Origin of the sequence: Bordetella sp. 02P26C-1, assembly GCF_009763255.1 — a bacterium.
Classification (GTDB): domain Bacteria; phylum Pseudomonadota; class Gammaproteobacteria; order Burkholderiales; family Burkholderiaceae_B; genus Bordetella_A.
Map to the genome: position 1 here is coordinate 377,053 of NZ_WSJB01000022.1, position 19,209 is coordinate 396,261.

General features: G+C 57.3%; 21 protein-coding genes. 14 read left to right on the plus strand and 7 right to left on the minus strand.

The annotated features are described in order from the left end of the window. The first annotated feature begins 94 nt into the window (after window positions 1–94). The 7 genes from GOQ28_RS14370 to GOQ28_RS14400 all read left to right on the plus strand — a co-directional run bounded on the left by GOQ28_RS14370 (window position 95) and on the right by GOQ28_RS14400 (window position 5,680). Window positions 95–439 carry a hypothetical protein gene (locus GOQ28_RS14370; RefSeq protein ID WP_160356924.1) on the plus strand — a complete coding sequence of 115 codons (345 nt, stop codon included), beginning with the start codon at window positions 95–97 and terminating at the stop codon, window positions 437–439. A gap of 10 nt (window positions 440–449) precedes the next feature. Continuing rightward, window positions 450–686, plus strand: coding sequence for a helix-turn-helix transcriptional regulator (locus GOQ28_RS14375; RefSeq protein WP_160356925.1), 237 nt, complete (start codon window positions 450–452; stop codon window positions 684–686). 75 nt (window positions 687–761) lie between these two features. After that, entirely contained in the window at window positions 762–1,871 is a 1,110-nt protein-coding gene (locus GOQ28_RS14380) for a replication endonuclease (RefSeq protein ID WP_160356926.1), read from the plus strand. 574 nt (window positions 1,872–2,445) lie between these two features. Further along, on the plus strand, window positions 2,446–2,727 hold the full coding sequence (locus GOQ28_RS14385) for a mobilization protein (protein WP_160356927.1): 282 nt from the start codon (window positions 2,446–2,448) through the stop codon (window positions 2,725–2,727). A 176-nt stretch (window positions 2,728–2,903) separates the two neighbouring features. After that, window positions 2,904–4,745 carry a MobA/MobL family protein gene (locus GOQ28_RS14390; RefSeq protein ID WP_160356928.1) on the plus strand — a complete coding sequence of 614 codons (1,842 nt, stop codon included), beginning with the start codon at window positions 2,904–2,906 and terminating at the stop codon, window positions 4,743–4,745. 39 nt (window positions 4,746–4,784) lie between these two features. Continuing rightward, window positions 4,785–5,057 (plus strand): hypothetical protein, encoded by a 273-nt coding sequence (locus tag GOQ28_RS14395; protein ID WP_160356929.1) that lies wholly within the window; start codon window positions 4,785–4,787, stop codon window positions 5,055–5,057. Between the two features lie 2 nt (window positions 5,058–5,059). After that, on the plus strand, window positions 5,060–5,680 hold the full coding sequence (locus GOQ28_RS14400) for a hypothetical protein (RefSeq protein WP_160356930.1): 621 nt from the start codon (window positions 5,060–5,062) through the stop codon (window positions 5,678–5,680). A gap of 52 nt (window positions 5,681–5,732) precedes the next feature. Here GOQ28_RS14400 and GOQ28_RS14405 read toward each other — a convergent pair whose 3' ends face one another. Together GOQ28_RS14405 and GOQ28_RS14410 are read right to left on the minus strand one after the other, a co-directional pair. Next, window positions 5,733–5,981, minus strand: coding sequence for a hypothetical protein (locus tag GOQ28_RS14405; protein WP_160356931.1), 249 nt, complete (start codon window positions 5,979–5,981; stop codon window positions 5,733–5,735). Window positions 5,982–6,208: 227 nt separating this feature from the next. After that, a complete protein-coding gene (locus GOQ28_RS14410; protein ID WP_160356932.1) occupies window positions 6,209–6,784 on the minus strand; it encodes a recombinase family protein in 576 nt (191 codons plus the stop codon). Window positions 6,785–7,202: 418 nt separating this feature from the next. On the opposite strand from GOQ28_RS14410, the gene GOQ28_RS14415 reads away from it, so the two are divergent. Beyond that, window positions 7,203–7,658, plus strand: a complete 456-nt coding sequence (locus GOQ28_RS14415) for a hypothetical protein (RefSeq protein ID WP_160356933.1) — start codon at window positions 7,203–7,205, stop codon at window positions 7,656–7,658. Window positions 7,659–7,712: 54 nt separating this feature from the next. Further along, window positions 7,713–7,982 carry a hypothetical protein gene (locus GOQ28_RS14420; RefSeq protein ID WP_160356934.1) on the plus strand — a complete coding sequence of 90 codons (270 nt, stop codon included), beginning with the start codon at window positions 7,713–7,715 and terminating at the stop codon, window positions 7,980–7,982. A gap of 364 nt (window positions 7,983–8,346) precedes the next feature. Here GOQ28_RS14420 and GOQ28_RS14425 read toward each other — a convergent pair whose 3' ends face one another. Beyond that, window positions 8,347–8,994 carry a hypothetical protein gene (locus GOQ28_RS14425; protein WP_160356935.1) on the minus strand — a complete coding sequence of 216 codons (648 nt, stop codon included), beginning with the start codon at window positions 8,992–8,994 and terminating at the stop codon, window positions 8,347–8,349. 188 nt (window positions 8,995–9,182) lie between these two features. Between GOQ28_RS14425 and GOQ28_RS14430 the strand changes: the two genes are divergently transcribed. The 3 genes from GOQ28_RS14430 to GOQ28_RS18540 all read left to right on the plus strand — a co-directional run bounded on the left by GOQ28_RS14430 (window position 9,183) and on the right by GOQ28_RS18540 (window position 11,695). Further along, window positions 9,183–9,893, plus strand: coding sequence for a response regulator transcription factor (locus GOQ28_RS14430; RefSeq protein ID WP_160356936.1), 711 nt, complete (start codon window positions 9,183–9,185; stop codon window positions 9,891–9,893). Next, window positions 9,890–11,257 carry a sensor histidine kinase gene (locus GOQ28_RS14435; protein WP_160356937.1) on the plus strand — a complete coding sequence of 456 codons (1,368 nt, stop codon included), beginning with the start codon at window positions 9,890–9,892 and terminating at the stop codon, window positions 11,255–11,257. Before GOQ28_RS14430 ends, GOQ28_RS14435 begins: the two co-directional genes overlap by 4 nt. 69 nt (window positions 11,258–11,326) lie before the next feature. After that, the gene (locus tag GOQ28_RS18540; protein ID WP_202109741.1) at window positions 11,327–11,695 is read left to right on the plus strand and encodes a hypothetical protein; all 369 of its coding nucleotides are present in this window, start codon (window positions 11,327–11,329) and stop codon (window positions 11,693–11,695) included. A gap of 567 nt (window positions 11,696–12,262) precedes the next feature. Here GOQ28_RS18540 and GOQ28_RS14445 read toward each other — a convergent pair. Continuing rightward, entirely contained in the window at window positions 12,263–13,201 is a 939-nt protein-coding gene (locus GOQ28_RS14445) for a DNA/RNA non-specific endonuclease (protein ID WP_160357030.1), read from the minus strand. Between the two features lie 192 nt (window positions 13,202–13,393). Here GOQ28_RS14445 and GOQ28_RS14450 point away from each other — a divergent pair, with 192 nt between their 5' ends. Continuing rightward, window positions 13,394–14,299, plus strand: coding sequence for a LysR family transcriptional regulator (locus GOQ28_RS14450; protein WP_160356938.1), 906 nt, complete (start codon window positions 13,394–13,396; stop codon window positions 14,297–14,299). A 36-nt stretch (window positions 14,300–14,335) separates the two neighbouring features. Here the strand turns inward: GOQ28_RS14450 and GOQ28_RS14455 are convergent, their stop codons facing one another. The 3 genes from GOQ28_RS14455 to GOQ28_RS14465 form a co-directional block, all read right to left on the minus strand. Next, on the minus strand, window positions 14,336–15,301 hold the full coding sequence (locus GOQ28_RS14455) for a Bug family tripartite tricarboxylate transporter substrate binding protein (protein ID WP_160356939.1): 966 nt from the start codon (window positions 15,299–15,301) through the stop codon (window positions 14,336–14,338). Window positions 15,302–15,368: 67 nt separating this feature from the next. Next, window positions 15,369–16,373 (minus strand): Bug family tripartite tricarboxylate transporter substrate binding protein, encoded by a 1,005-nt coding sequence (locus tag GOQ28_RS14460; RefSeq protein WP_336603783.1) that lies wholly within the window; start codon window positions 16,371–16,373, stop codon window positions 15,369–15,371. Between the two features lie 73 nt (window positions 16,374–16,446). Next, a complete protein-coding gene (locus GOQ28_RS14465) occupies window positions 16,447–18,018 on the minus strand; it encodes an acetolactate synthase large subunit (protein ID WP_160356940.1) in 1,572 nt (523 codons plus the stop codon). 140 nt (window positions 18,019–18,158) lie between these two features. Between GOQ28_RS14465 and GOQ28_RS14470 the strand changes: the two genes are divergently transcribed. Beyond that, entirely contained in the window at window positions 18,159–19,208 is a 1,050-nt protein-coding gene (locus tag GOQ28_RS14470) for a glycoside hydrolase family 88 protein (protein ID WP_160356941.1), read from the plus strand. The last annotated feature ends 1 nt before the right edge of the window (window position 19,209 follow it).

Below are 19,209 nucleotides of genomic sequence, written 5' to 3' on the forward strand. Positions count from 1 at the left end.
ACACCTCAATAAGGTAGAACGACACATCGACTTCTACCGCTTTGAAAAATAAATAGAAATTTCACCCATTCTGCCTTCACAAATAATATTTTCGATGAGACCATTAATCGTCTTATTATTTTTTGGAGAAATTATTGTGAAGCTCAGCGAACTCGACGATTATGACCTGATGGACCTTAACTGGCTCGCAAATCAGCTCGGGACGACCGTAGGCAATTTGAACCAACGAGCATTCCTGATCAGACAAGGCCGGATTCCTTCAAACAGTCTGCCCCCCTTTTTCCAGCCGCCACACTCCCGCCCACGCGTGCTGGTTGGAGAGTTCAAGAAATGGATTGCTGAGCACCAATCACAGCGCCTGGCCCAGCAGGTGCCGAACCCGGCCAAACGCGGTCGCGGCCGCCCACGCAAAGCCGCGTCACAAGTTACGTCCGCGTGAGGTGACAGCCATGAATACCGCCATCCCCGCCGTCAACCTGACCGGCGATGGACTGCTCAAATTCCAGCAAGTAGCAGATATGCTGGGGATCCATCGAGCAACTCTCTATGACTGGATTCACAAAGAAGAATTTCCAGAACCGATCCAGATTCGCGGGCGTAATTTCTACCGCGTTGGCACCTTTACTAATTGGCTCAACACGCACGCGCCTGAAGCGCGGTTCGACAGAACCATCGTCAAGCACTAATCCAACCCAAAAAACAATGGCCCACGTTGTAGCAGACGCGGGCCTTTCGGGGTTCCGCTTGGGGCAGAGTACAACATGGGTTTCCAGTTACCGAACTTATCGGGTCGCCGCTCGTTTGCCAACGAGTTACGCGAAATCCTGCCTGCACATATAGCTGCGCTGGGCGATCTGGATGCCGCTGTCGGCGCGCTCGACCATCTGCCCTATGAATGGTGGTCGCGGGCTAAGCAGATCGCAATAACTGCACTACGCCGGGGCGGCATCCAGGGTTTTCAGGAGCGCCTATTTAAAACACTGCAATGGTGCAAGTATGTTCCGGCTCTGGGACTGCATATGCGCAGCAGTCTGGCACAGTTGCGACGTGCCTATTATGCACATCCTGAACTTCATTCGCGACTGCCCAGCCTGGGGCGGCTGATCAAGTTCCACACACGCTCAATCGAGTGCGTGGGGCAAGAACTGATGATTCACCGACTGAAAGGGCAGGAGCGCGTTACAGCGCTTGGAAAAGATGCTTGGCGTCATCATGAGACCCACATTGCTAACGTACTGCGTAACGCCCGTGTTGGAATCTTTCAGCGCTCGATGATGGCTAAGGCCGCAGCGAGTGAGCGTGCCAGCATTGGATCGTTTCATGCTCGCGCTCACGGCTCGATTACGTGGGCCGTAAGTGACCTTGGATACGTTTGCCGTCGATGGTTCATTACTTGCCCGCAGGCGTTTCATGCATGTCACGTCGGCGGTGATATCAACCCGGCTTGGATTTCATTAGGCCGACCATCGCCCGCACGCGCCAATAATTTCCTACGTACCCTACTGTCGATCACTCGCCGTAAGTGCCAACGGCTGGGACTCACGCCGATCGGGCCTAAAACTGTGGAGGCTCACGAATCGGGAACCCCGCATATCAATCTCATACTGGCATTTGCTTCTGACGCAGACGCTAACGCATTCGACGCAGCCCTACGGGCGGCATATGCCCACGTAGCCGCTCGCTATGGTCGCTTGCTGCGCCAGCCTGGGGGCTTTGCTGTCACTCAACAATCCATCGTTTCCCAGGCCGTGACCAACATTGGCGAGGCTGTGAGTTATGCGCTGAAGAACGTACTCCCAAACGAGAGCGCCTCGGTCTTGCCGCACGATGATCGCTCATGGTGCAAGCTTTGGGGGAATCCGACAATTTGACTTGTGGGGCCTGCGCGATGGTGGCAAATGGCAGCGGTTCCGTCGATTGCATCCTCAGACAATGGAGGTGGGCGCGTACCCGGAGGAGGTGCAAGCAGCTTGGAGTGCAGCAGCTAGCGGTGACTATCGTTCCTGGCTGCGCATCACTCATGCGTCCACGCCAGTCCACCTACGGGTAATGGTTGGTCGTGAGAATCAGGACTTCCCAATGACCCATCTTGTTTGCTTTTCTCAACCAAATGGAAACTTGCAGATCAGCATTAACAACGTGGAGCAGTTCCAAGCACTGATCCCCCTACCGGTTGGTTCGTGCTGGTGGGTACATATATATCCACTAAATCCAACTCCTCTGGACTCAGCTACACCAGCGACCGAAACTCAGCCCGAACCCGCGACAGGCCCGCCGCCGAAGCGACGGCATCGGCCAAAATTCTCGTTTTCGAATCCCCGTTAAACCCAGCTACCAGCACGGCAAAAAAAGCTGTCGTCTACTGTCGCCCGTTGTCGCCACGTTGCAGTTTTTAATCACTTGTTGATTTACTCCTATCCATCAATTGGCTAAGGAGAAAATCAGATGGCAAATCGCAAATCCCCCGCCGAACAAATCGAAGCAGCGCGTCAAATGCTGGCCCGCGCCCAGGCGCGTCAGCGCGCTACCGACACGCGCCAGAAAATCGTGCTCGGCGGCCTGTTAATTAGCTGGCTGCGCGACGATGAGCGGGTCAAGCGCGCCCTGCTAAACCGCATTGGCGAGACGCATCTGCGCGAGCAGGATGCCGATGTGCTCGCGGGCTTCCTGAACGAGTTGCGCGGCAGCGTCCAAGGTGCGCATCCGTCCGAGCAGGTGCAGCAATGAAACTGGTGTGGAGAGCCTCCCGGGCGATTGACGGGCTCCGGGACGGCGCACTTGACCTCATCTGGACGATGAGGAACGTTTGCCGGTGCTGCGCCCTGGACCAGCTTAACACCGCCTGGGCGGTGGGCTTCGCCCCATCTGCTCCGCAGACGGTTCCCGTTTAACGAGTAGTCGTCATGAGCCGACCATCCGACTCAGCCCGCAATGGCGCGTCTCTCGCTATAACGTATGTGGCATCACGGGTTCGTGCCGAGGCGAATCGCGCCGGTCGCGAAGCAGACCAAAAAACGCGGGCGATCGGTCGTGGGCAGAACAAGAATCGCGGGCGTATCCCAATGGCGCCGCCGTCATCCTCGAAGTACCACGCATATACAAACTTTAGTAATCGTGCCGGGTCGCGCAAATCGCCAAAATCAGCAATCAATAAAGTCAACTATGACTACGAGCTCAAGCGCAAAGAAACTGAGATATCGCGCTTAGATTACGTGTACGTCAGTGCCCCAGACGGCACGCCAACAAATGCGCTTGACCCATTACTTATGGCCCAGGCATGTGAGCGGTCATTAGCCAAACGAGCAAACAACAATGCTCACATCATGGGTCACGGTGAAATATCGCTACCACACGAACTCACGAAAGAGCAACGGCACAAGTTGGTGCGCGACATTGCCGATGCATATCGTGACCGTCTCGGCGTACCAATCTACACAGCCACCCACGAACCGCATGACGGAAATCGAAACTGGCATGTCCACCCATCGTATCCATTGCGCGAGGTTCTGACCGATGGTAAAGGCGGCTTTCGTTTGGGCAATAAGCTGCCTGATTTCCAGCGCTATAACCAGCGCAAAGATGCGGGATTGCCACCCCGGCCAACGTTCATAAAAGATATGCGCGAAGTGGTTGCTGCGCTCTGTGCAGATGCACTCCGCGATGCTGGCGTAGACCATCATTTAGCCGAACGTTGGCGACACGGGAACAAGACTTTACCCGCCCAAGTCGATGCCGCTATGGCGCGGGGAGACGTCTTGTTCGTCGCTGAAAACTATGGTCGCGACCCTACGCGCAAAGAAGGCAATTCAACCAACCTTTGGCGCACTAAATCCAAGAGCGAGCAACGGCGCGCCGCTGAGCAACACAATAGAGATGTACAAGCGGGAACGCTTGGCCCCGAAGCCTTGACGCGCACGCTCGTTAATCGCGTGCTGACCCTCGCGAAACGTGCAGGCATCAACGACCCTGAAGCCATTCGCATGCTCGCCCGCGACCACTCTTTATCAATTGAGTGGGTACGTGCCAAGGGAGGCAAAGGCGCCCCGGTTACTGGCGTGCGTGTGCAAATGCAAGGTGGGCCTAAGGTTGCGGGCAAGGTCGTGGGCGCATCGCTACCCGAGCTTCGCCGTCGATTCAATTGGACCGACCCGCCAACATATCACCGCTACCCCTCCAAGGAAGGCCCGACCTTCGACCAATATGCCCAGGCCGTCCAGACCGCTGGCTTGGACGTGACGCCTGGGCAGACGCAAGACATGCTCTCTCAGACCGTGTCAGCAGGCCTAAAACGCTTTGAAAGGCTCACCGGCAAAGCCCTGAAAAACGCCGCTTCAGCAGCCCCGATGGGAGCAGCTCTCGACCCGGCTACCAGTGCCGCAGGCACCAGCGGCGAAGCCGCCGGTCTAAAACTCCCCGGCCCGCTCGAATCAGATACGTCAGTTTCCATCACCACATCGCGGGAGGGTGACAACATGGTTAGGCACCTCAAAAAGTCACAGCAGCAAAAACCCAACTCCCAAACAAGCGGAGAAACGGCTGGCACCGTCGCCATCATCGCGGGCGCGGCAGCAATCGAAGGCGGCGCTCGGGCGGTTCATTTTGGCAGCAAGATCGATCCAGCGATCGGTGATAAAGCATCAAAACTCGTATCCCCAATGGCTGGTATTAGAGGCATTCAGGGCCTCGGCAGCGGCGGCATGAAGCGCCGCAATCAGCGGCACCAACGCCGCAAGCATCGCCCCTAATTTTTCGTCACGTCTTTATCTATTTATCTGGAGATCATTATGAAAATGCCCGAAACTTTTGAAGCCGCTCTGCACAACTCGTTTCTTCGTGCCTGGAGAGACGAAAGCCAACATGACGAATGGATCAATGTCGCTAACATCCACTCAATTTATCTCGACATTATCGATGGTGTCGGCACTGTATTCATCGCGCTGGATTCCGGAGGTGAGTACCGAATGATCGTTGCTCGGAAGCCGGAAGTGACAGCAACGATGGAATTGCACGGACTCATTGATGCACTCGGCGGCGGCTCCCCCCAGGAGGAGGCTTAATCATGGTAACGATTTACCGACGCCCGCGGGCTGTCTCGCCAACGCCCGAACAGGCACTGACAGCAGCACCGATGCCAGCATCCACCCCGGCACAACGCACTATCAGTAGGGACGCGTTCACGCTCAGGTTAATGCGTCTGTTCCCGATTACCGGAGGACTTGATGCAGGCCGCAAATTAAACACGGACGATCATCAAAAAGTCATCGAGTTGGGCGCATCGATCATGCATCCGGACCCGATTGCAGGCGCTGCACGTTTGAGCGTATGGCTTCAATTTGGCCGAGGGTTCCCACTTCCGCAGCCGGATCAAGTCTTGCTGGACAAGCTGGCCGACACTTGGAACTGTGCTGACCCCCAACCAATGGAGCGCAACGGGCGGGAGGCTTTCCTGACGCTCGAATTCCTCGGACTGCCGCTTGCCGGTTATGAAGCCACGGATATTGTCGATCCGCTCGACCTACTTTCACCCAAAAACGCCGGAGGCCGGGACGTGGGCGAGGCCCGCGAGTTACCCCCGCCGACGCCTGCGTACGAGGTTCGGCGGGACGCACCACCGGTGTTGGTGCCTTCCCGACCTTTGTACAGGTTCTATGGTCGCAGCAAACTGATCGACGCTGACTAAACAATTACAACGACATGCCGAAATGGACTCAATAAGCGATGTGTCAGCCGAGTTAACAGCATCGGCGTAATCCCATATTGCGCCCATCAGTGGCGTTTTCGCCGTTATGATTGGCAGCATCTTTATTTGTTCCGGATTGCGCAAAACCGTCGATCATGCTCATGGACACCGGCAAGGACAACCGACCTTCGGCCCGATCTTGCTCAATTTTGGCATTACCGCACTTATGCTCTGCAGCAAAAATCCCGCCGGAATCGAGAACTCCGCGGTGAGGGGCGGCGGGCATCAGAGGGGCATTCATTCACGTTAATGCTCATCCAGCCGATTTTTTTCCACATCCGCGCAGCCGTCGAATTCCTGAAATTTCAGGAATAAAGAAAAACGGCCCGCATCCGCAATAGACGCGAGCCTCATCTTTCTTTTTACCAGTCGGCGGGGGCTCTGCCCCCCTGGCCGGGCCGACCCGACCCCCGGGCTTGCCAGCCCCACCAGCAAGCTGGCGGTTCCCTGCCAGACGCTAACCCCAGGTCAGCAGTCGGAAACCGCCTTTAGGATAGTTGGGTGGCTCACCTTATATTCTTTCGCCAAACCCCTGGCCGTTGCGCCAGCGGCCAACTTGGCGCGTATCTCGGTCACTTGGACGTCGGTCAGGCTAGCCTTGCGGCCTAGACGCTTGCCATCAGCCTTCGCCCTCGCGAGCCCCGCATGAGTACGTTCAATCAGGATGTCCCTTTCAAACGAGGCAACGGCGGCCAGGATGGTCATGTGCAACTTTCCCGCCGCACTGGTCAGGTCAGCACCGGCCAGCGCCAAGCAATGCACATGTACACCCATTGAGTCAAGCTTGCTTACAGTGTCTACCACGTCGCTCGTGTCGCGGCCAAGCCTATCGAGCTTGGTCACAACCAGGGTGTCCCCAGGCTCTAGGCGGTCCAGCAATTTGGCGAACCCAGGACGTTTTGCAGCCGGAACACGGCCCGAGATGGTCTCGGCAACGACTCGACGCGGCTCGAACTGGAATCCAGCTTGCGCAGCCTCAAGCACTTGGTTGTCGGTGGTCTGGTCCACGGTCGAGACGCGGGCGTACAAAAAGTGGCGCGGCATGATGCTTCCTGGTAAATAATCGTGGAAAGAATTATGCCGTGGTAAACAATAAGATTCAATGGCTTTATTACCATCATTCTAGACGTGCCAGCGACGGTAATAAATCGGTCGTTTAATTACCGGCCCTATAGAGATTGGCAACGCGACCCGCTCACTCCGCGTCTGGCCTTCAACAACTTGAAAAACGTAAAGGCTCCTGACGTGCGGCGGAGCCTGTTTTGATGGATGCCGCATGAAGGAGCCTCAGGAGTGCCAGTGCGCTTACGCACCCATATATATATCGGACGTGATATAAACGTAATGACAAATACAAGGCTGTCACTTCATGTAACAGCAAATGGTTTGTCGCACTAAATATTCTCAGTTTCTATTACCAATTATGCTCACAAAGAAGATACTTCCCGCAATTTTCATCGTCATGAGCATTGCTACTGAGGGCGGCATTGTTCACGCAAAAGAAACTAACCTGAACGATGTTCTCGGCAAACTTATATTCTGGTCGGCAGGCTCCACCTCAGGCAGCGCTTACCTGAGTGCTGGTGTAGTGACAAAAAGTAGAAACACCGTTGAGTTGCACTTAATCCCGCTGGATGTGTTCTGGTCGTCAACAGACGTTACTCCATTTGACGAATCGGGAGAACTCATCAAGGATCCGAACGTAAAAACGGTGATGATCAATTGTCGGGATAAACGCTATTCAACATATCCAGATCTCGAAGCGCAAAATACTTATTCTCACAACCAATACCTTTCGGGAAGAAAATATGCTTGGGGAGACTATAAGAACCAAGAGTTACTCATGAACGTCGGTCAGGAAGAAGAGGATAAGATGACCGAGTTGTTTGACCAAGCCTGCACTTATACAGCTCGTTAAAACCTCAGAAACTACGGCGCCGGGCCGAACTAGGCATCTAATACGGAGATCGATATGGAAATTGCTATCCTCACCGTGATCGTAATTATCGCTCTGATCTTTTTTTCCATGTCTAGAGGAAAAAAAGCTGTTCAGGCCTACGTATTCCTTGCCGCAAGGGGCGAAGGTAAAAGCGAAGCCGAAGCAAACGACATTGCTCGACGAATAGACACTCACAGCGCCGCAGCTCTGAACAACGCGATGCGCACCTTTTGCCATCACTGCTACGGTGGACAGCAACTGGCTATGATTTCGAGCGCCAGGCTCGACGGATTCAGTGGTTGATACTTCCTCAAGCTACGAGAGCGCAAAATATTCATGATAATTCTAGAGCCACGATCCCATTGTGAAGAATGAGCCCCTAGGCCTATTTATTCTCAATAGAACAGGATTGCAGTAGTGGCAAAAATGGTGGCACTTCTTTTTTGAAGCGACACTATTTACAGTGATTTAGTTAATGCACAATGATGATAAACCATTGATTTTCTTAGGTTTACCCTCTAAACTATCGCCTAGGCGAGCGAATCATAATCCGCAGGTCCCCTGTTCGAATCAGGGATGCGCCACCAAGAATATCAAGGCCCACAAGCAATTGTGGGCCTTTTGTTTTGCTCGACGATTTCGGCTCTACCCCACCAAGGGGCATCCATCAGCGCAGCGCCAAACGTGACACGGGCGCATCGGTTATTCGTTGCACGAGATCCGAGACGACTTTGACAAACCGTGCTGACGCGGTCGGGGGCACGACGACACCCGATAGGAACATTCTCAGATCCAGGGCGATTTGCCGGTAATCGGAGCCAGTCACGGCGGTGCGTAACGCCACCATCAGGCTTTTGATCGTCGACGAGCCGCGGTCTGGGACATCACTTTGCAGGCCCTTTTCTCCATAAGGGCTGACGATCACATCGACGTCATCCCTGACAAATAACGAGTCGACCAGTCGTTGAATGCTGGCGAATACGTAGACCGATGACGAAGATTCGACCTCGTGTACGGGAAAGTTCAGAAAAGCGTCATCGCCCACTATCGACCACGACTGATATCGCACGGGGGCACGCTGGGACGGTCGTAGCATGCTTTCCAATGCCCACCGCTCGGTGCGCCCCTGCTGGCCCGCGTCAAGGTATTGCCCCTGCCCGGCCTTTCGCGGCAAAGCGACCGAGTCCGGCATGGCATCACTTTGCTCGTCAAAAAACAGCTTGCCACACGTCGTAAGCTCGACCAAGTCGTAGAAGCTGATCAATCTGCAAATGGGCTGGTTCGGGTCCAGATCGGGACTGAGATAAATGCTCAATTCGACACCTCAAATCTAAATGGCTTCACGCTTGGCCATAGCCGAAAACATGTTAGCCATATCGTTTGGAGGCTGTATTACGACAGTCTTACCATTTCGTAAGAATGCCCGGTTCTGGTGCGAGCGAGGTTTTTCGTCGGCTATATTGACCAGGTCCCTGTTCGCGCTGAACTTGCTTAGGTACCGGTATGTGGCAGTGTTTGATTATTGAAGACGACAAAGAGAACGCGCGTTATCTTGCGAATGGTTTGACTGAATTGGGTCACGCAGTGAACGTTTGCTCAGACGGCGTGACGGGCCTGGATAGCGCGATGAAGGAGCACTGGGACATCATCGTACTGGATAGGATTTTGCCGAACCATGTCGATGGCCTGTCGATTCTGTCGACGATTCGTGCGCTGGGCAAGACCACGCCTGTGCTGGTATTGAGTGCGCTTTCGGCCGTGGATGATCGGGTGGATGGATTGCGCGCCGGCGGAGACGATTATCTCGTAAAACCCTTTTCCTTCTCGGAGCTTGTTGCCCGGATGGACGCGCTTGTGCGACGCATGCGCCCGAATCAGGAGATCAAGGAGCTGCGTATCGCGGATCTGGCGGTCAACGTCGCCACTCAGAAGGTTCAGCGTGCTGGCACGCCGATTACGCTGCAGCCGCAGGAGTTTCGTCTATTGGTCTATCTGATGCTGAACACGGGCAGAACCGTGACCCGTACGATGCTGCTGGAGACCATCTGGGGCTACAACTTCGATCCACAATCGAATGTGATTGACGTCCAAGTCAGCCGACTGCGTCGCAAGATCGATGCGGGAGCAGTCAGGCCTTTGATTCATACCGTACGTGGCGCCGGATACACGCTTGCCGATCTGCCCGAGCCGGACGGTGCCGCCGCGATCTTATGATGCCGTTCCTGAGGAATCATTGGCGCTCGATCTCGTTTCGCCTGACATTGAACTACGGGATATTGGCGATCCTGACGACACTCATTCTGATCGCTTTTCTTTACTACGAGGTGATTGGCGCATTACGGACCGAGTACACCCGTCAGATCACGGCTTCGGCGAAACGTTTGTCTGCTGCCTATGAGGAAGGCGGGCGCACCGCACTAGCCGCCGCGCTGGAGCTGACCTTGGCTGACCGTATCGATTCGGGTCGCGAGATATACCTTTTGCTGGACGAAAAAGGCAACAAGATTGCCGGCAATCTGGACCGCCCTCCTGCTGCGCACGATTCCTATGTCGGGGTATTCGAAGGCGAAGTGCTTCAAGACGGTATCCCGACGCGCGGCCATCTGCAGATCCAAACGCTAGCGGGTGGCGAAACACTAGTGGTCGGGCACGATCTGAGCGAGATGGGTGACATTAGCGCGATGATCTGGCAGGCCATCGTGGCGGCCTTTGTTCTGGCGGCTTTGCTGGTCATTATCGGCACGTACATCTTCCGCGGCGAATTGGCCTATCGGGTCAGCCACATCCGCCGTACAACGCAGCAGATCGCGGCAGGGCAATTATCGAAGCGCGTCTCGACGGCGGAAAGCGATGACGAATTCGCTCTGCTCAATCGCGATATCAATTCGATGCTGGATCGTATAGAGCTCTTGATGAAAAGCGCCCGGCATATCTCCGACACGATCGCCCATAACTTGCGTACGCCACTGACCCGCATTGTGGGAGGACTACGCGCGGCACAGCAACCCTCGGCCTCGCCGCAGCAGGTACTGCAGGCCAATCAGCGTGCGGTCGAAGAGATCGAGCGCCTGAGCGTGATGTTGGAAAAGCTTTTGCAGATCTCGGAGATGCAAGCAGGCATTCAGCGGCGTTCATTCAAGGCGTGCGAGCTGCATACGATTGTGGGCGATGTCGTGGAGATGTACACCACGCTGGCCGAAGACAAAAACGTATCTATGACATTGACTCACTCGGAGCCGGTCAACGTTCACGGCGATGCCAATCTGCTGGCCAGCGCTTTGGCGAATCTCGTGGACAACGCTGTCAAGTATGCGTCTCGAGAAATCCGCGTAGCAGTATTCCGTTCCGGGCAATCCGGGCGCGTCGTGATCAGCGACGATGGGCCGGGCGTCCCCGCTGACCAGTATGAGCACCTAGGCAAGCATTTTTATCGATTGGACCCCTCCCTGGAAGGCCACGGCCTTGGCCTGACCAGCGTATTGAGCATTGTGGAACTGCATGGCGGCACCATCGTTTTCTCCGACGCGCAGCCGGGGCTTAGCGTCATACTCACGCTACCAGTCAATTCTAGGGGCTAGGAGTAACCCCTAGTCCAGGCACGCCAGTTGCTGAAGGGTAAGTCCATATCTCATCACCTGGAGACTGACATGAAACGTGAACTGCTGACCTGGACTGCCGCGATGACTGTAATGGGCGCTTTGGCTGGAGGTGCTTACGCCCAAAGCACTCCGGATACCGGCGTGCCGTCGAGTACGTCGCCCTCGACCACTCCGAATGATGGCACGGCAGTGCCGCCCAACACCCCGGTGCCTCCCGGACAAATTCCGCCTCCGGTGAACACCAATCCGTCGCAAGGCAGCCAAGGCACCCTGGGCTCGCAGCCGAATCACGCTACTGGCACGAGCACCGGCACCCCCGGTAGTCAGACGGGCCTGCCGACGACCGAGAACCAGGTGCCAAACCGCGCTGAGCCGGGCACGAACGAGCCAAAAATGCCAAACACGGGTGGAAAGTAAGCAGCACGCTTCGACCTGAAAAGCAACGGCGCCCAGTTTGGGCGCCGTCATACGTATGGATTCACCTACTGGGGAGACTCCAAAGTTTTTCGGGATCAATCTTTCTTTTTGTCAGAAGTCCGGAGGCGGTTATTTATCAGTGTCCCTCCTACCGGGCCAACGCTCCAGCGAGCAAAGTCGCAACCGTACCCATGGCCGGTAAGCCCACACCAAGACGTCTTACCCGATGGGTGGGTCAAGTAAACGCCGCCGTCATTCATACCTAAGCCTGCCGCGACATGGGTCAACTCTATTGCAATTAATGATCGCATGATTCCTCGAATAGGGGTGAATCCGAACAACGATGGTTGGACGGGGGCTGGGTGGACGATGACCTTGAGATACCGGCCCGTGAGCAGTCCGAAACGCAATGTTTGACAAGACAGGGGGCCGTAGCGAGTACAAGATCATCGCGAGCACTTTAGATCGCGTGCGCTTGGATGATGTGGAGGAAGTCGCCATGCACTGCATAATCGGACTAAGTCCGCTGAGATGTAGCGACCCACTGGCTCAGCGATTCCGTCGAGATCAGCGCGCAGCGGGCAAAAGACGTAAGCCCGTGCGTTTAACGAATTCCTCGTAGCTGATTGGCGCACCAACTTTTGTCTCAGCGCGGTTGGCCTGCCAGTGTACCCACGCCCTGCCGGTCGCCTCGTCATACACCAGCTTGAACAAATGACTGGGCACGGCCACGCCGCTACCGATGGTTTTGGGCCGCTCGTCGTAGACAGGACCGGTAAAGATATACACATCACCAGTGGCACGCTCGACAAATTTACGCGTGTCCTGTTCTATCTTGCTCCAGGGACCCGCATTATGCGTCTGGTCTTGAGGCACCATATTGGCCAGCGAAAAACTTTGCGCCATGGCGTCGGCGTTGTACATGTCCGCCGCCGGCGCCATGTGCCCCCGCGAATAGCCCGATCCTTTGTAGTCGGCGAGCTCGGCCCGTTCTGTCGCGGGCAGGCGGGCGTCTGCATAGAATTTGTCGGTGCGCTGCAAGCCCTGCCCTTGCGCGAGCAATTGCCTGTTCAAGCGCTCAGCCACAAAGACAGGCGTCTTGGTCTGTCCGCTATGCAGAACCGCAAATCCCGAAAAACAGAGCTCGCGCAGCTTCTGCGTGGCGGGAACGACCGGCGCTTGACCGGGAAAAAATTGCGGGCAGGCGAAGAATTGGGTCTGGACCGTCTCGCCGGTGGCATGTACGGACGGCGCGTAGCCGTCAACACCAGAAAACGACGGCAAAAGGCCCTGCAGGCGTTGCGCGACATCCTGCGCCCAGACCGGCAGGCTCGCCATGTCGGGCATTCGCCACTGCGGATTAAGCCCATAGGTGCCGATACCAAAACCGGTCGCCACGAAGACGAAAAAAGTCCCTAAAAACTTGGCGAAACGGCTGGAGGACGCAGCCTTGCTGGAGGAGCTGGAACGTTTCTTACTGGAGGTCGATTTCTTCTTGCTGGCCATACTACTCTTTGCTGCGGGCCACCTCATTGCGAGTGCGGCATAACGCAGCATTGTAGAGGACATCGTTATGGCTTCCGGCGTGACGCCGCCGTTCGCGCAGACGGTCGGGCGCAAAGCGACGCTCTTTTCCAAGCTGTCTATGAAGTAAGCTATCCGCCTTAATCGGAATGGTTTTGAAAGCGCACTGAGAGCATGACGACCCGCCTGGATTTGTACTCGCTGCAAGTGTTTCTCGCCGTCCTGGAAGAAGGCAGCATTGCCAGCGCCTCCGCGCGCGAACACATTGCGCCTTCGGCGTTGTCGAAACGATTAGCAGATTTGGAACGTACGCTGGACGTGACGCTGTTTCAACGCCACGCGCGCGGCGTCGAGCCCACTAGCGCCGCGCGTGCGTTAGCGCGACGGGCCCGGGCCCTGTTGCACCAGACCCAGGATTTGGCGGCCGAAATCCGGGAGTATTCCGTGGGCCTGCGTGGCCGGGTGCGCGTTGCCGCCAACCTGTCGTCCATTGCGCAGTTCCTTCCCACCGAACTGCGTCGCTTCATGGATCAGCACCCCAATGTGCAAATCGATCTGGAAGAATCCGTCAGTGCGGGCGTCACGCGCGCGGTGCTCGACAATGCGGCCGACATCGGCGTCTACACCCAATCAGATGACGAGCAAGGACTGGACCTATTCCCCTACCATCGCGACGTGATGTCGGTGGTGGTGCCACGGGGACATGCATTGGCAGGCCGCGATCAAGTGGACTTTGCCGAGACGTTGGACTATGACCACGTAGGCATGCATCGTGGCAGCGCTGCCAACTATCTGTTCACGCGCGAAGCTGCAGGGATGAACCGCAGCTTGCGCTTGCGCTTTCAAGTCACCTCGTATGATGCCTTGGTTGCCATGGTGCGAGCGGGGTTGGGGTTGGGGATTCTGCCTACCAAGGCATTGTCGATGCACGTGGTCGAAGATCTGGCGATTATTCCGCTCACGGATGCTTGGGCGCAACGGCAGTTGAAGCTGTGTGTGCGTAGCAAGGAGACGCTGTCCGGTGCGTCCAAGCTGCTGTTGGATCATTTAATACGGATGGCTGCCGCGCAGACGGCGTGAGGCGCGGGCGGGCGCCACGCCGCGCAGCCATCAACTTCAGTACTTAATGTTCTGCTCCCGGATAACCTTTTCCCATCGCGCCTTTTCTTTCTTCAAATAATCGCGGAATTCCTGCGGCGTTCCGCCCCCGGCCATCGCGCCCATGGCCTCCCACTGCGGCTGCAGGTCGGGAGCGCGGACCACCTCAGTGATATCCTTCGCGAGCTTATCAACGATTTGGGGGTCCGTGCCGCCCGGCGCGAAGATGCCGTACCAGGCGGATGCCTCGTAGCCCGGCACCCCCTGCTCCGCGATCGTGGGCACGTCGGGCAACCATGGCAGGCGCTTGGCCGACGTGACGCCCAGCGGCACGACGCGGCCTGCCTTCACCAGCTGTAGCGCGCCGTTATCAAACATGATTTGCACACGTCCGGAAATCAGATCCTGATGCGCGGGGCTGCTGCCTTTGTACGGAACGTGCGTCATCTTGGTGCCCGTCATGCTCGCAAACTGTTCGGCGGACAAATGCGTGGAGGTGGCGACTCCAGCAGAGGCGAAGGACACGGAGCCCGGATTCGCCTTCACTTTGGCGATGAGTTCGGGCACGTTCTTGACCCCAAAATCAGGCGCCGCGACGAGGATATTTGAAATCGATGTCAGCGTGGTTACCGGCACCAGATCCTTGTCCGCGTCGTACGGCAGCTTCTCCATCAGAATGGGATTCAGAAGCACAGGCATCGCCGTCAGCAGCAATGTATAACCATCCGGATTTGCCTTGGCCACCGGGTCGGTCGCGATGACGGTGTTGCCGCCGGGTTTGTTTTCAACAATGACCGGTTGTCCCCACTTCTCCGACAGGCGCTTGGCGACGATGCGAGCCTGGGTATCGGTGGCCCCTCCGGGTGGATACGCGACGATGAGTTTGACAGGCTTGGACGGCCAGGTTGGCTCGGCGCTCATGGCGCCGAGCGGGAAAAGCGCGCAGGCGGCTAGCGCTACGCTCAGCAAAGTTCTGCGTTTCATGGGTGAGTCTCCTTCACTTTATTAGTATGAACAGCCAGGCATTGCTTACTACATCATTCCCTTGGGGTTACTGCGGTTGAACTTGCGCCTCCTCGATCACGCGTTTCCAGCCCGCGCGTTGATCAGCGAGGAACTGCTCCAATTGCTCTGGGGTTTTCGGCGGTACGGGCAGAGAGGCGGCGTTTTCGATACGTTGCTTGAAGGCAGGGTCTGACGCCAGATCGGCCAATGATGAGCGCAGCGTAGCAACGACCTCGGGCGGCGTACCAGCCGGCGCGAATACGCCCTTCCAAGACCAAGGCACCAGTTTTGAATATTCGTTGTAGTTAAGTTCGGTCATGGTCGGGACATCGGGCAGTTGCGCAAGACGCTGTTGCGCGATGACGGCAAGCGCTGTCGCTTGCCCGCCTGTGGCCAAGGGCACGGCAGTGATTGCGGTATCAAACACCGTGTCTACCTGGTTGCCCAGTACAGCCGCCAACGCCGGCGCGCTGCCGTTGTACGGCACATGCACCATGCCGTCAAGACCGGCGGCCTTCTTGAAGGTTTCGCCCGCCAGGTGTGTCGAATTGCCCAGGCCGGCGGAAGAGAAACTGACCTTGTCCGGATTCTTCTTCGCGTAGTCCACGAATTGCTGCACCGTGGTGAAGCCCTTGCTCTTATTGGTTAGCATCACGAACGGAAACTCAGCGACCAATCCGATGGGAATGAAGTCCTTCGGATCGAAGGGCAGATTCTTATAGAGGTAAGGACTGGCCGCGATATCGGTGCCGCCGATCAGCAGCGTGTAGCCGTCAGCCTTGGTGCGCGCGACGTAAGCGTTCCCGACCGTGCCATTTGCGCCCGGTTTGTTCTCGACCACGACAGGTGTCTTGAAGCGCTTTTGCAGATGCTCGGCCACAATGCGGCCGATCTGATCGGTAGAGCCACCCGGCGCAAAAGGGACGACGACGGTGATGGGCTTATCCGGGTACGCGGCCTGACTCGCCGACAAGGGTGCCCACGCCGCGGCGACGCCGACCATAGCGCCCAGCATGCGTTTGACGTGAAGCAAGGAATTTTTATTCAGCACGATGATTGTCTCCTGTTGGTTTCCTATGCGGTGTCTTTGGAATGAGCATGCGCGGCCGAGGCCGCTACACGACTCAGAGCAAAACTTCGATCAAATTCGGCCCCCCACTCGCCAGCCCGGCCGCCAGGGCTTTTGCAAACGCGTCCATGTTGTCCACGCGCTTACCACTTACGCCCTGCCCCTCGGCCAGCTTGACCCAGTCCAGATGCGGCTGCTCGAGTGACAACATGCGCGTGGCGTTGGCCGCAGGCGGTGGCCCCCCCATGGCGGCGAGTTCACCTTGCAAGATCTGATATTTGCGGTTCGCGCAGATCACAACGGTGACGTCCAAGCCTTCCCGTGCCATCGTCCACAGCGACTGCAACGTGTACATCGCGCTGCCATCCCCGATGATGGCCACAACTTTTCGCCCGGGCGATGCGACCGCTGCACCCGTGGCGCACGGCAACCCATATCCAATCGCGCCCCCGGTGATCTCGAGCCAATCATGCGGCCGACCGGCCGCCGCGCCTGACTGCAGTTGCCTGCCAGTGGTGATGGCTTCGTCGACCACAATCGCGTTCTCGGGTAACAGCGCGGCGAGTACTCTTCCCATATCCTGTGAATTGGGTCGAGCCTGTGCGTCCCAGGCAAGCCGCTGCGTACCGTCGCTCACATACACCAACTCGCCAGGCTTGCCGCCGACGGCATCGCTCAAGGCTTGCAATGCGCTCTCGACATCCTCCTCTGCGGACACCAGGGTTTCGATCCGGCACCCGGGGTGTGTCAGAAAACGTGGCTTGCCCGGGTAGCCGAAGAAGGCGACGGGCGCTACGGCATCGACCAAGACCAACAAGCGAATGTCATCCAGCGCCTCCAAAGCGCCATTCAAGGGATAAGGAATCTGGGGAATATTGACGCGGCCCGCGCCGCGTAATGAACGGGCATTCTTGGTTTCCGCATAGAGCTTGCAACCGACACGCGCGGCGATCTGCGCGGCCAAACGCGGGCCTTCACCCAACATGGCGCGCCCGCCCAATAGCAAAGCCATCTGATCCGGCCGCACCTGTGCGGCGCGCAGGGCCTTGGCGACATCGTCCACCACGCTGCTCGCGGTGCATGGCGACGGACGCGTACCGTGAGTCCTTTCAACAGCGCCCGCGGGACTGTCTTCCCACGACGCGTTGGCAGGCAAGATCAACGACGCTACACGGCCCGGCGAGCCGCTGGCCACGCGCACGGCCTCTGCCGTGTCGGCTGGAGCCGTGACAGCCGAAGCGCAAGTACGTACCCAATGCGATACCGGGCGCGCCAGCGCCTGAATATCCGACGTCAACGGCGCATCATTGGCAATATGGTCCTGAGCATGCTCGCCGATGATATTGACGATGCCCGAACGCGCGCGTTTGGCATTGTGCAAGTTCGCGATGCCGTTACCCAGCCCGGATCCCAGGTGCAACAGCGTCGCCGCAGGCCGACGCGTCATCCGGTAGTAACCATCGGCCGCGCCGGTGACAACGCCTTCGAACAAGCCCAACACACAGCGCATTTGCGGCAGGCGATCGAGCGCCGAGACAAAGTGCATTTCCGAAGTGCCGGGATTGGCAAAACAGACTGAAACGCCATGGTTGAGCAGGGTGCGAACCATTGCTTCCGAACCATTCATGCGAAGCTCCTTTGAGATTTTTGAGTCGGGATGCCTTGCGTCCGCTGAGGTCAGACAAGCCTGCCTGTTCGCTTGACAGCCACCCACACGGTCCATAACATACCGGCCACATAGTATGTATCCGAAAAGGAGAAGTCAATATGGGTTTGGAGGAGTTGGTTCAGCGCGTGAGCGGCTTTATTCGGGACAACCCCAACGAGCGTGATTGTTGGCAGAAAGCGCCGGCACTGTCGGGTTTACTGATATGGGATCAGGAAGCATTCCGACCGCTGGCCAAGCGTTGGATAGACCGCGCCGTGGCGACGCAGAAGTCCGACGGCAACCTGAGCTATGGCGACTGGCACACATCCAGCGGCGGACATATTCGTTCCTTCACCCCCCTGGCGAGCGAAACTGCGGCGGTGGGCGCGCCGATGCTGCAGTTATTCGAACGCAGTCGCGATGAGCGCTATCTCGCGAGCGCGGCGCGTCAATATCAGGCGCTGCTTGATGCGCCCCGTACCAGTGAGGGAGGCATCTGGTCGCGTGGTGAAGGGCCCGAGCTGTGGATCGATTTCACGTATTTGATGTGCCCATTCATGGCGCACTACGGCAAACTTACCAACGACTCCGGCCCGGTGGACGAGGCGTTCAAGCAGTTCCGAGTCCATGTACGGCGACTAGTGGATCCCGAATTCCATCTGGCCCGTCACGCCTGGTGCGAGAAGCCCAATCATTTTCCCCAATCCACATTCTGGGCGCGCGGCAACGGCTGGCTGTTGGCGTGCTGCGCGGAGCTGCTGACGCTGGCGCCCGAGCATCCCGAAGCCGGCTTTGTACGCGAGACCTACGCGCGTGTGCTCGGCGCGATGTCGTCGATGCAGGATGCCTCGGGCTACTTCTTTCACGTACTCGATGACCCCTTGTCTAACCTCGAGGCCTCGGCCACGCTGATGTATGCCTATGCCGCGCAGCGCGCCGTCGAGCTCGGTATCCGCGTCGAGGGCCACTCGGCTGACGCGTTGCGGGAACGCGCACTCAAGGCCTTTATTGTGGCCGCGGGCAGCGTTGAACCCAATGGCAAGGTGCCAGGCGTCGCTATGGTGCCCGGCGGTCCCGGTGTGCCCTTTGGGTGGACGCTCTTTGGCCAGGGCTTTTTTCTGTTGGCCGCGCATGCCCTGCGCGAGCACTTGACGGATATGGAGGTTTGAT

Excerpts from the sequence above, each read along its gene's own strand:
- GOQ28_RS14445 (WP_160357030.1), bottom strand. The coding sequence starts at position 13,201 with ATGGCCAGCAAGAAGAAATCGACCTCCAGTAAGAAACGTTCCAGCTCC.
- GOQ28_RS14420 (WP_160356934.1), top strand. The coding sequence starts at position 7,713 with ATGGAAATTGCTATCCTCACCGTGATCGTAATTATCGCTCTGATCTTT.
- GOQ28_RS14470 (WP_160356941.1), top strand. The coding sequence starts at position 18,159 with ATGGGTTTGGAGGAGTTGGTTCAGCGCGTGAGCGGCTTTATTCGGGAC.
- GOQ28_RS14395 (WP_160356929.1), top strand. The coding sequence starts at position 4,785 with ATGAAAATGCCCGAAACTTTTGAAGCCGCTCTGCACAACTCGTTTCTT.
- GOQ28_RS14390 (WP_160356928.1), top strand. The coding sequence starts at position 2,904 with ATGAGCCGACCATCCGACTCAGCCCGCAATGGCGCGTCTCTCGCTATA.
- GOQ28_RS14400 (WP_160356930.1), top strand. The coding sequence starts at position 5,060 with ATGGTAACGATTTACCGACGCCCGCGGGCTGTCTCGCCAACGCCCGAA.
- GOQ28_RS14430 (WP_160356936.1), top strand. The coding sequence starts at position 9,183 with ATGTGGCAGTGTTTGATTATTGAAGACGACAAAGAGAACGCGCGTTAT.
- GOQ28_RS14435 (WP_160356937.1), top strand. The coding sequence starts at position 9,890 with ATGATGCCGTTCCTGAGGAATCATTGGCGCTCGATCTCGTTTCGCCTG.
- GOQ28_RS14455 (WP_160356939.1), bottom strand. The coding sequence starts at position 15,301 with ATGAAACGCAGAACTTTGCTGAGCGTAGCGCTAGCCGCCTGCGCGCTT.
- GOQ28_RS18540 (WP_202109741.1), top strand. The coding sequence starts at position 11,327 with ATGAAACGTGAACTGCTGACCTGGACTGCCGCGATGACTGTAATGGGC.
- GOQ28_RS14405 (WP_160356931.1), bottom strand. The coding sequence starts at position 5,981 with ATGAATGCCCCTCTGATGCCCGCCGCCCCTCACCGCGGAGTTCTCGAT.
- GOQ28_RS14465 (WP_160356940.1), bottom strand. The coding sequence starts at position 18,018 with ATGAATGGTTCGGAAGCAATGGTTCGCACCCTGCTCAACCATGGCGTT.
- GOQ28_RS14380 (WP_160356926.1), top strand. The coding sequence starts at position 762 with ATGGGTTTCCAGTTACCGAACTTATCGGGTCGCCGCTCGTTTGCCAAC.
- GOQ28_RS14385 (WP_160356927.1), top strand. The coding sequence starts at position 2,446 with ATGGCAAATCGCAAATCCCCCGCCGAACAAATCGAAGCAGCGCGTCAA.
- GOQ28_RS14415 (WP_160356933.1), top strand. The coding sequence starts at position 7,203 with ATGAGCATTGCTACTGAGGGCGGCATTGTTCACGCAAAAGAAACTAAC.
- GOQ28_RS14375 (WP_160356925.1), top strand. The coding sequence starts at position 450 with ATGAATACCGCCATCCCCGCCGTCAACCTGACCGGCGATGGACTGCTC.
- GOQ28_RS14410 (WP_160356932.1), bottom strand. The coding sequence starts at position 6,784 with ATGCCGCGCCACTTTTTGTACGCCCGCGTCTCGACCGTGGACCAGACC.
- GOQ28_RS14370 (WP_160356924.1), top strand. The coding sequence starts at position 95 with ATGAGACCATTAATCGTCTTATTATTTTTTGGAGAAATTATTGTGAAG.
- GOQ28_RS14450 (WP_160356938.1), top strand. The coding sequence starts at position 13,394 with ATGACGACCCGCCTGGATTTGTACTCGCTGCAAGTGTTTCTCGCCGTC.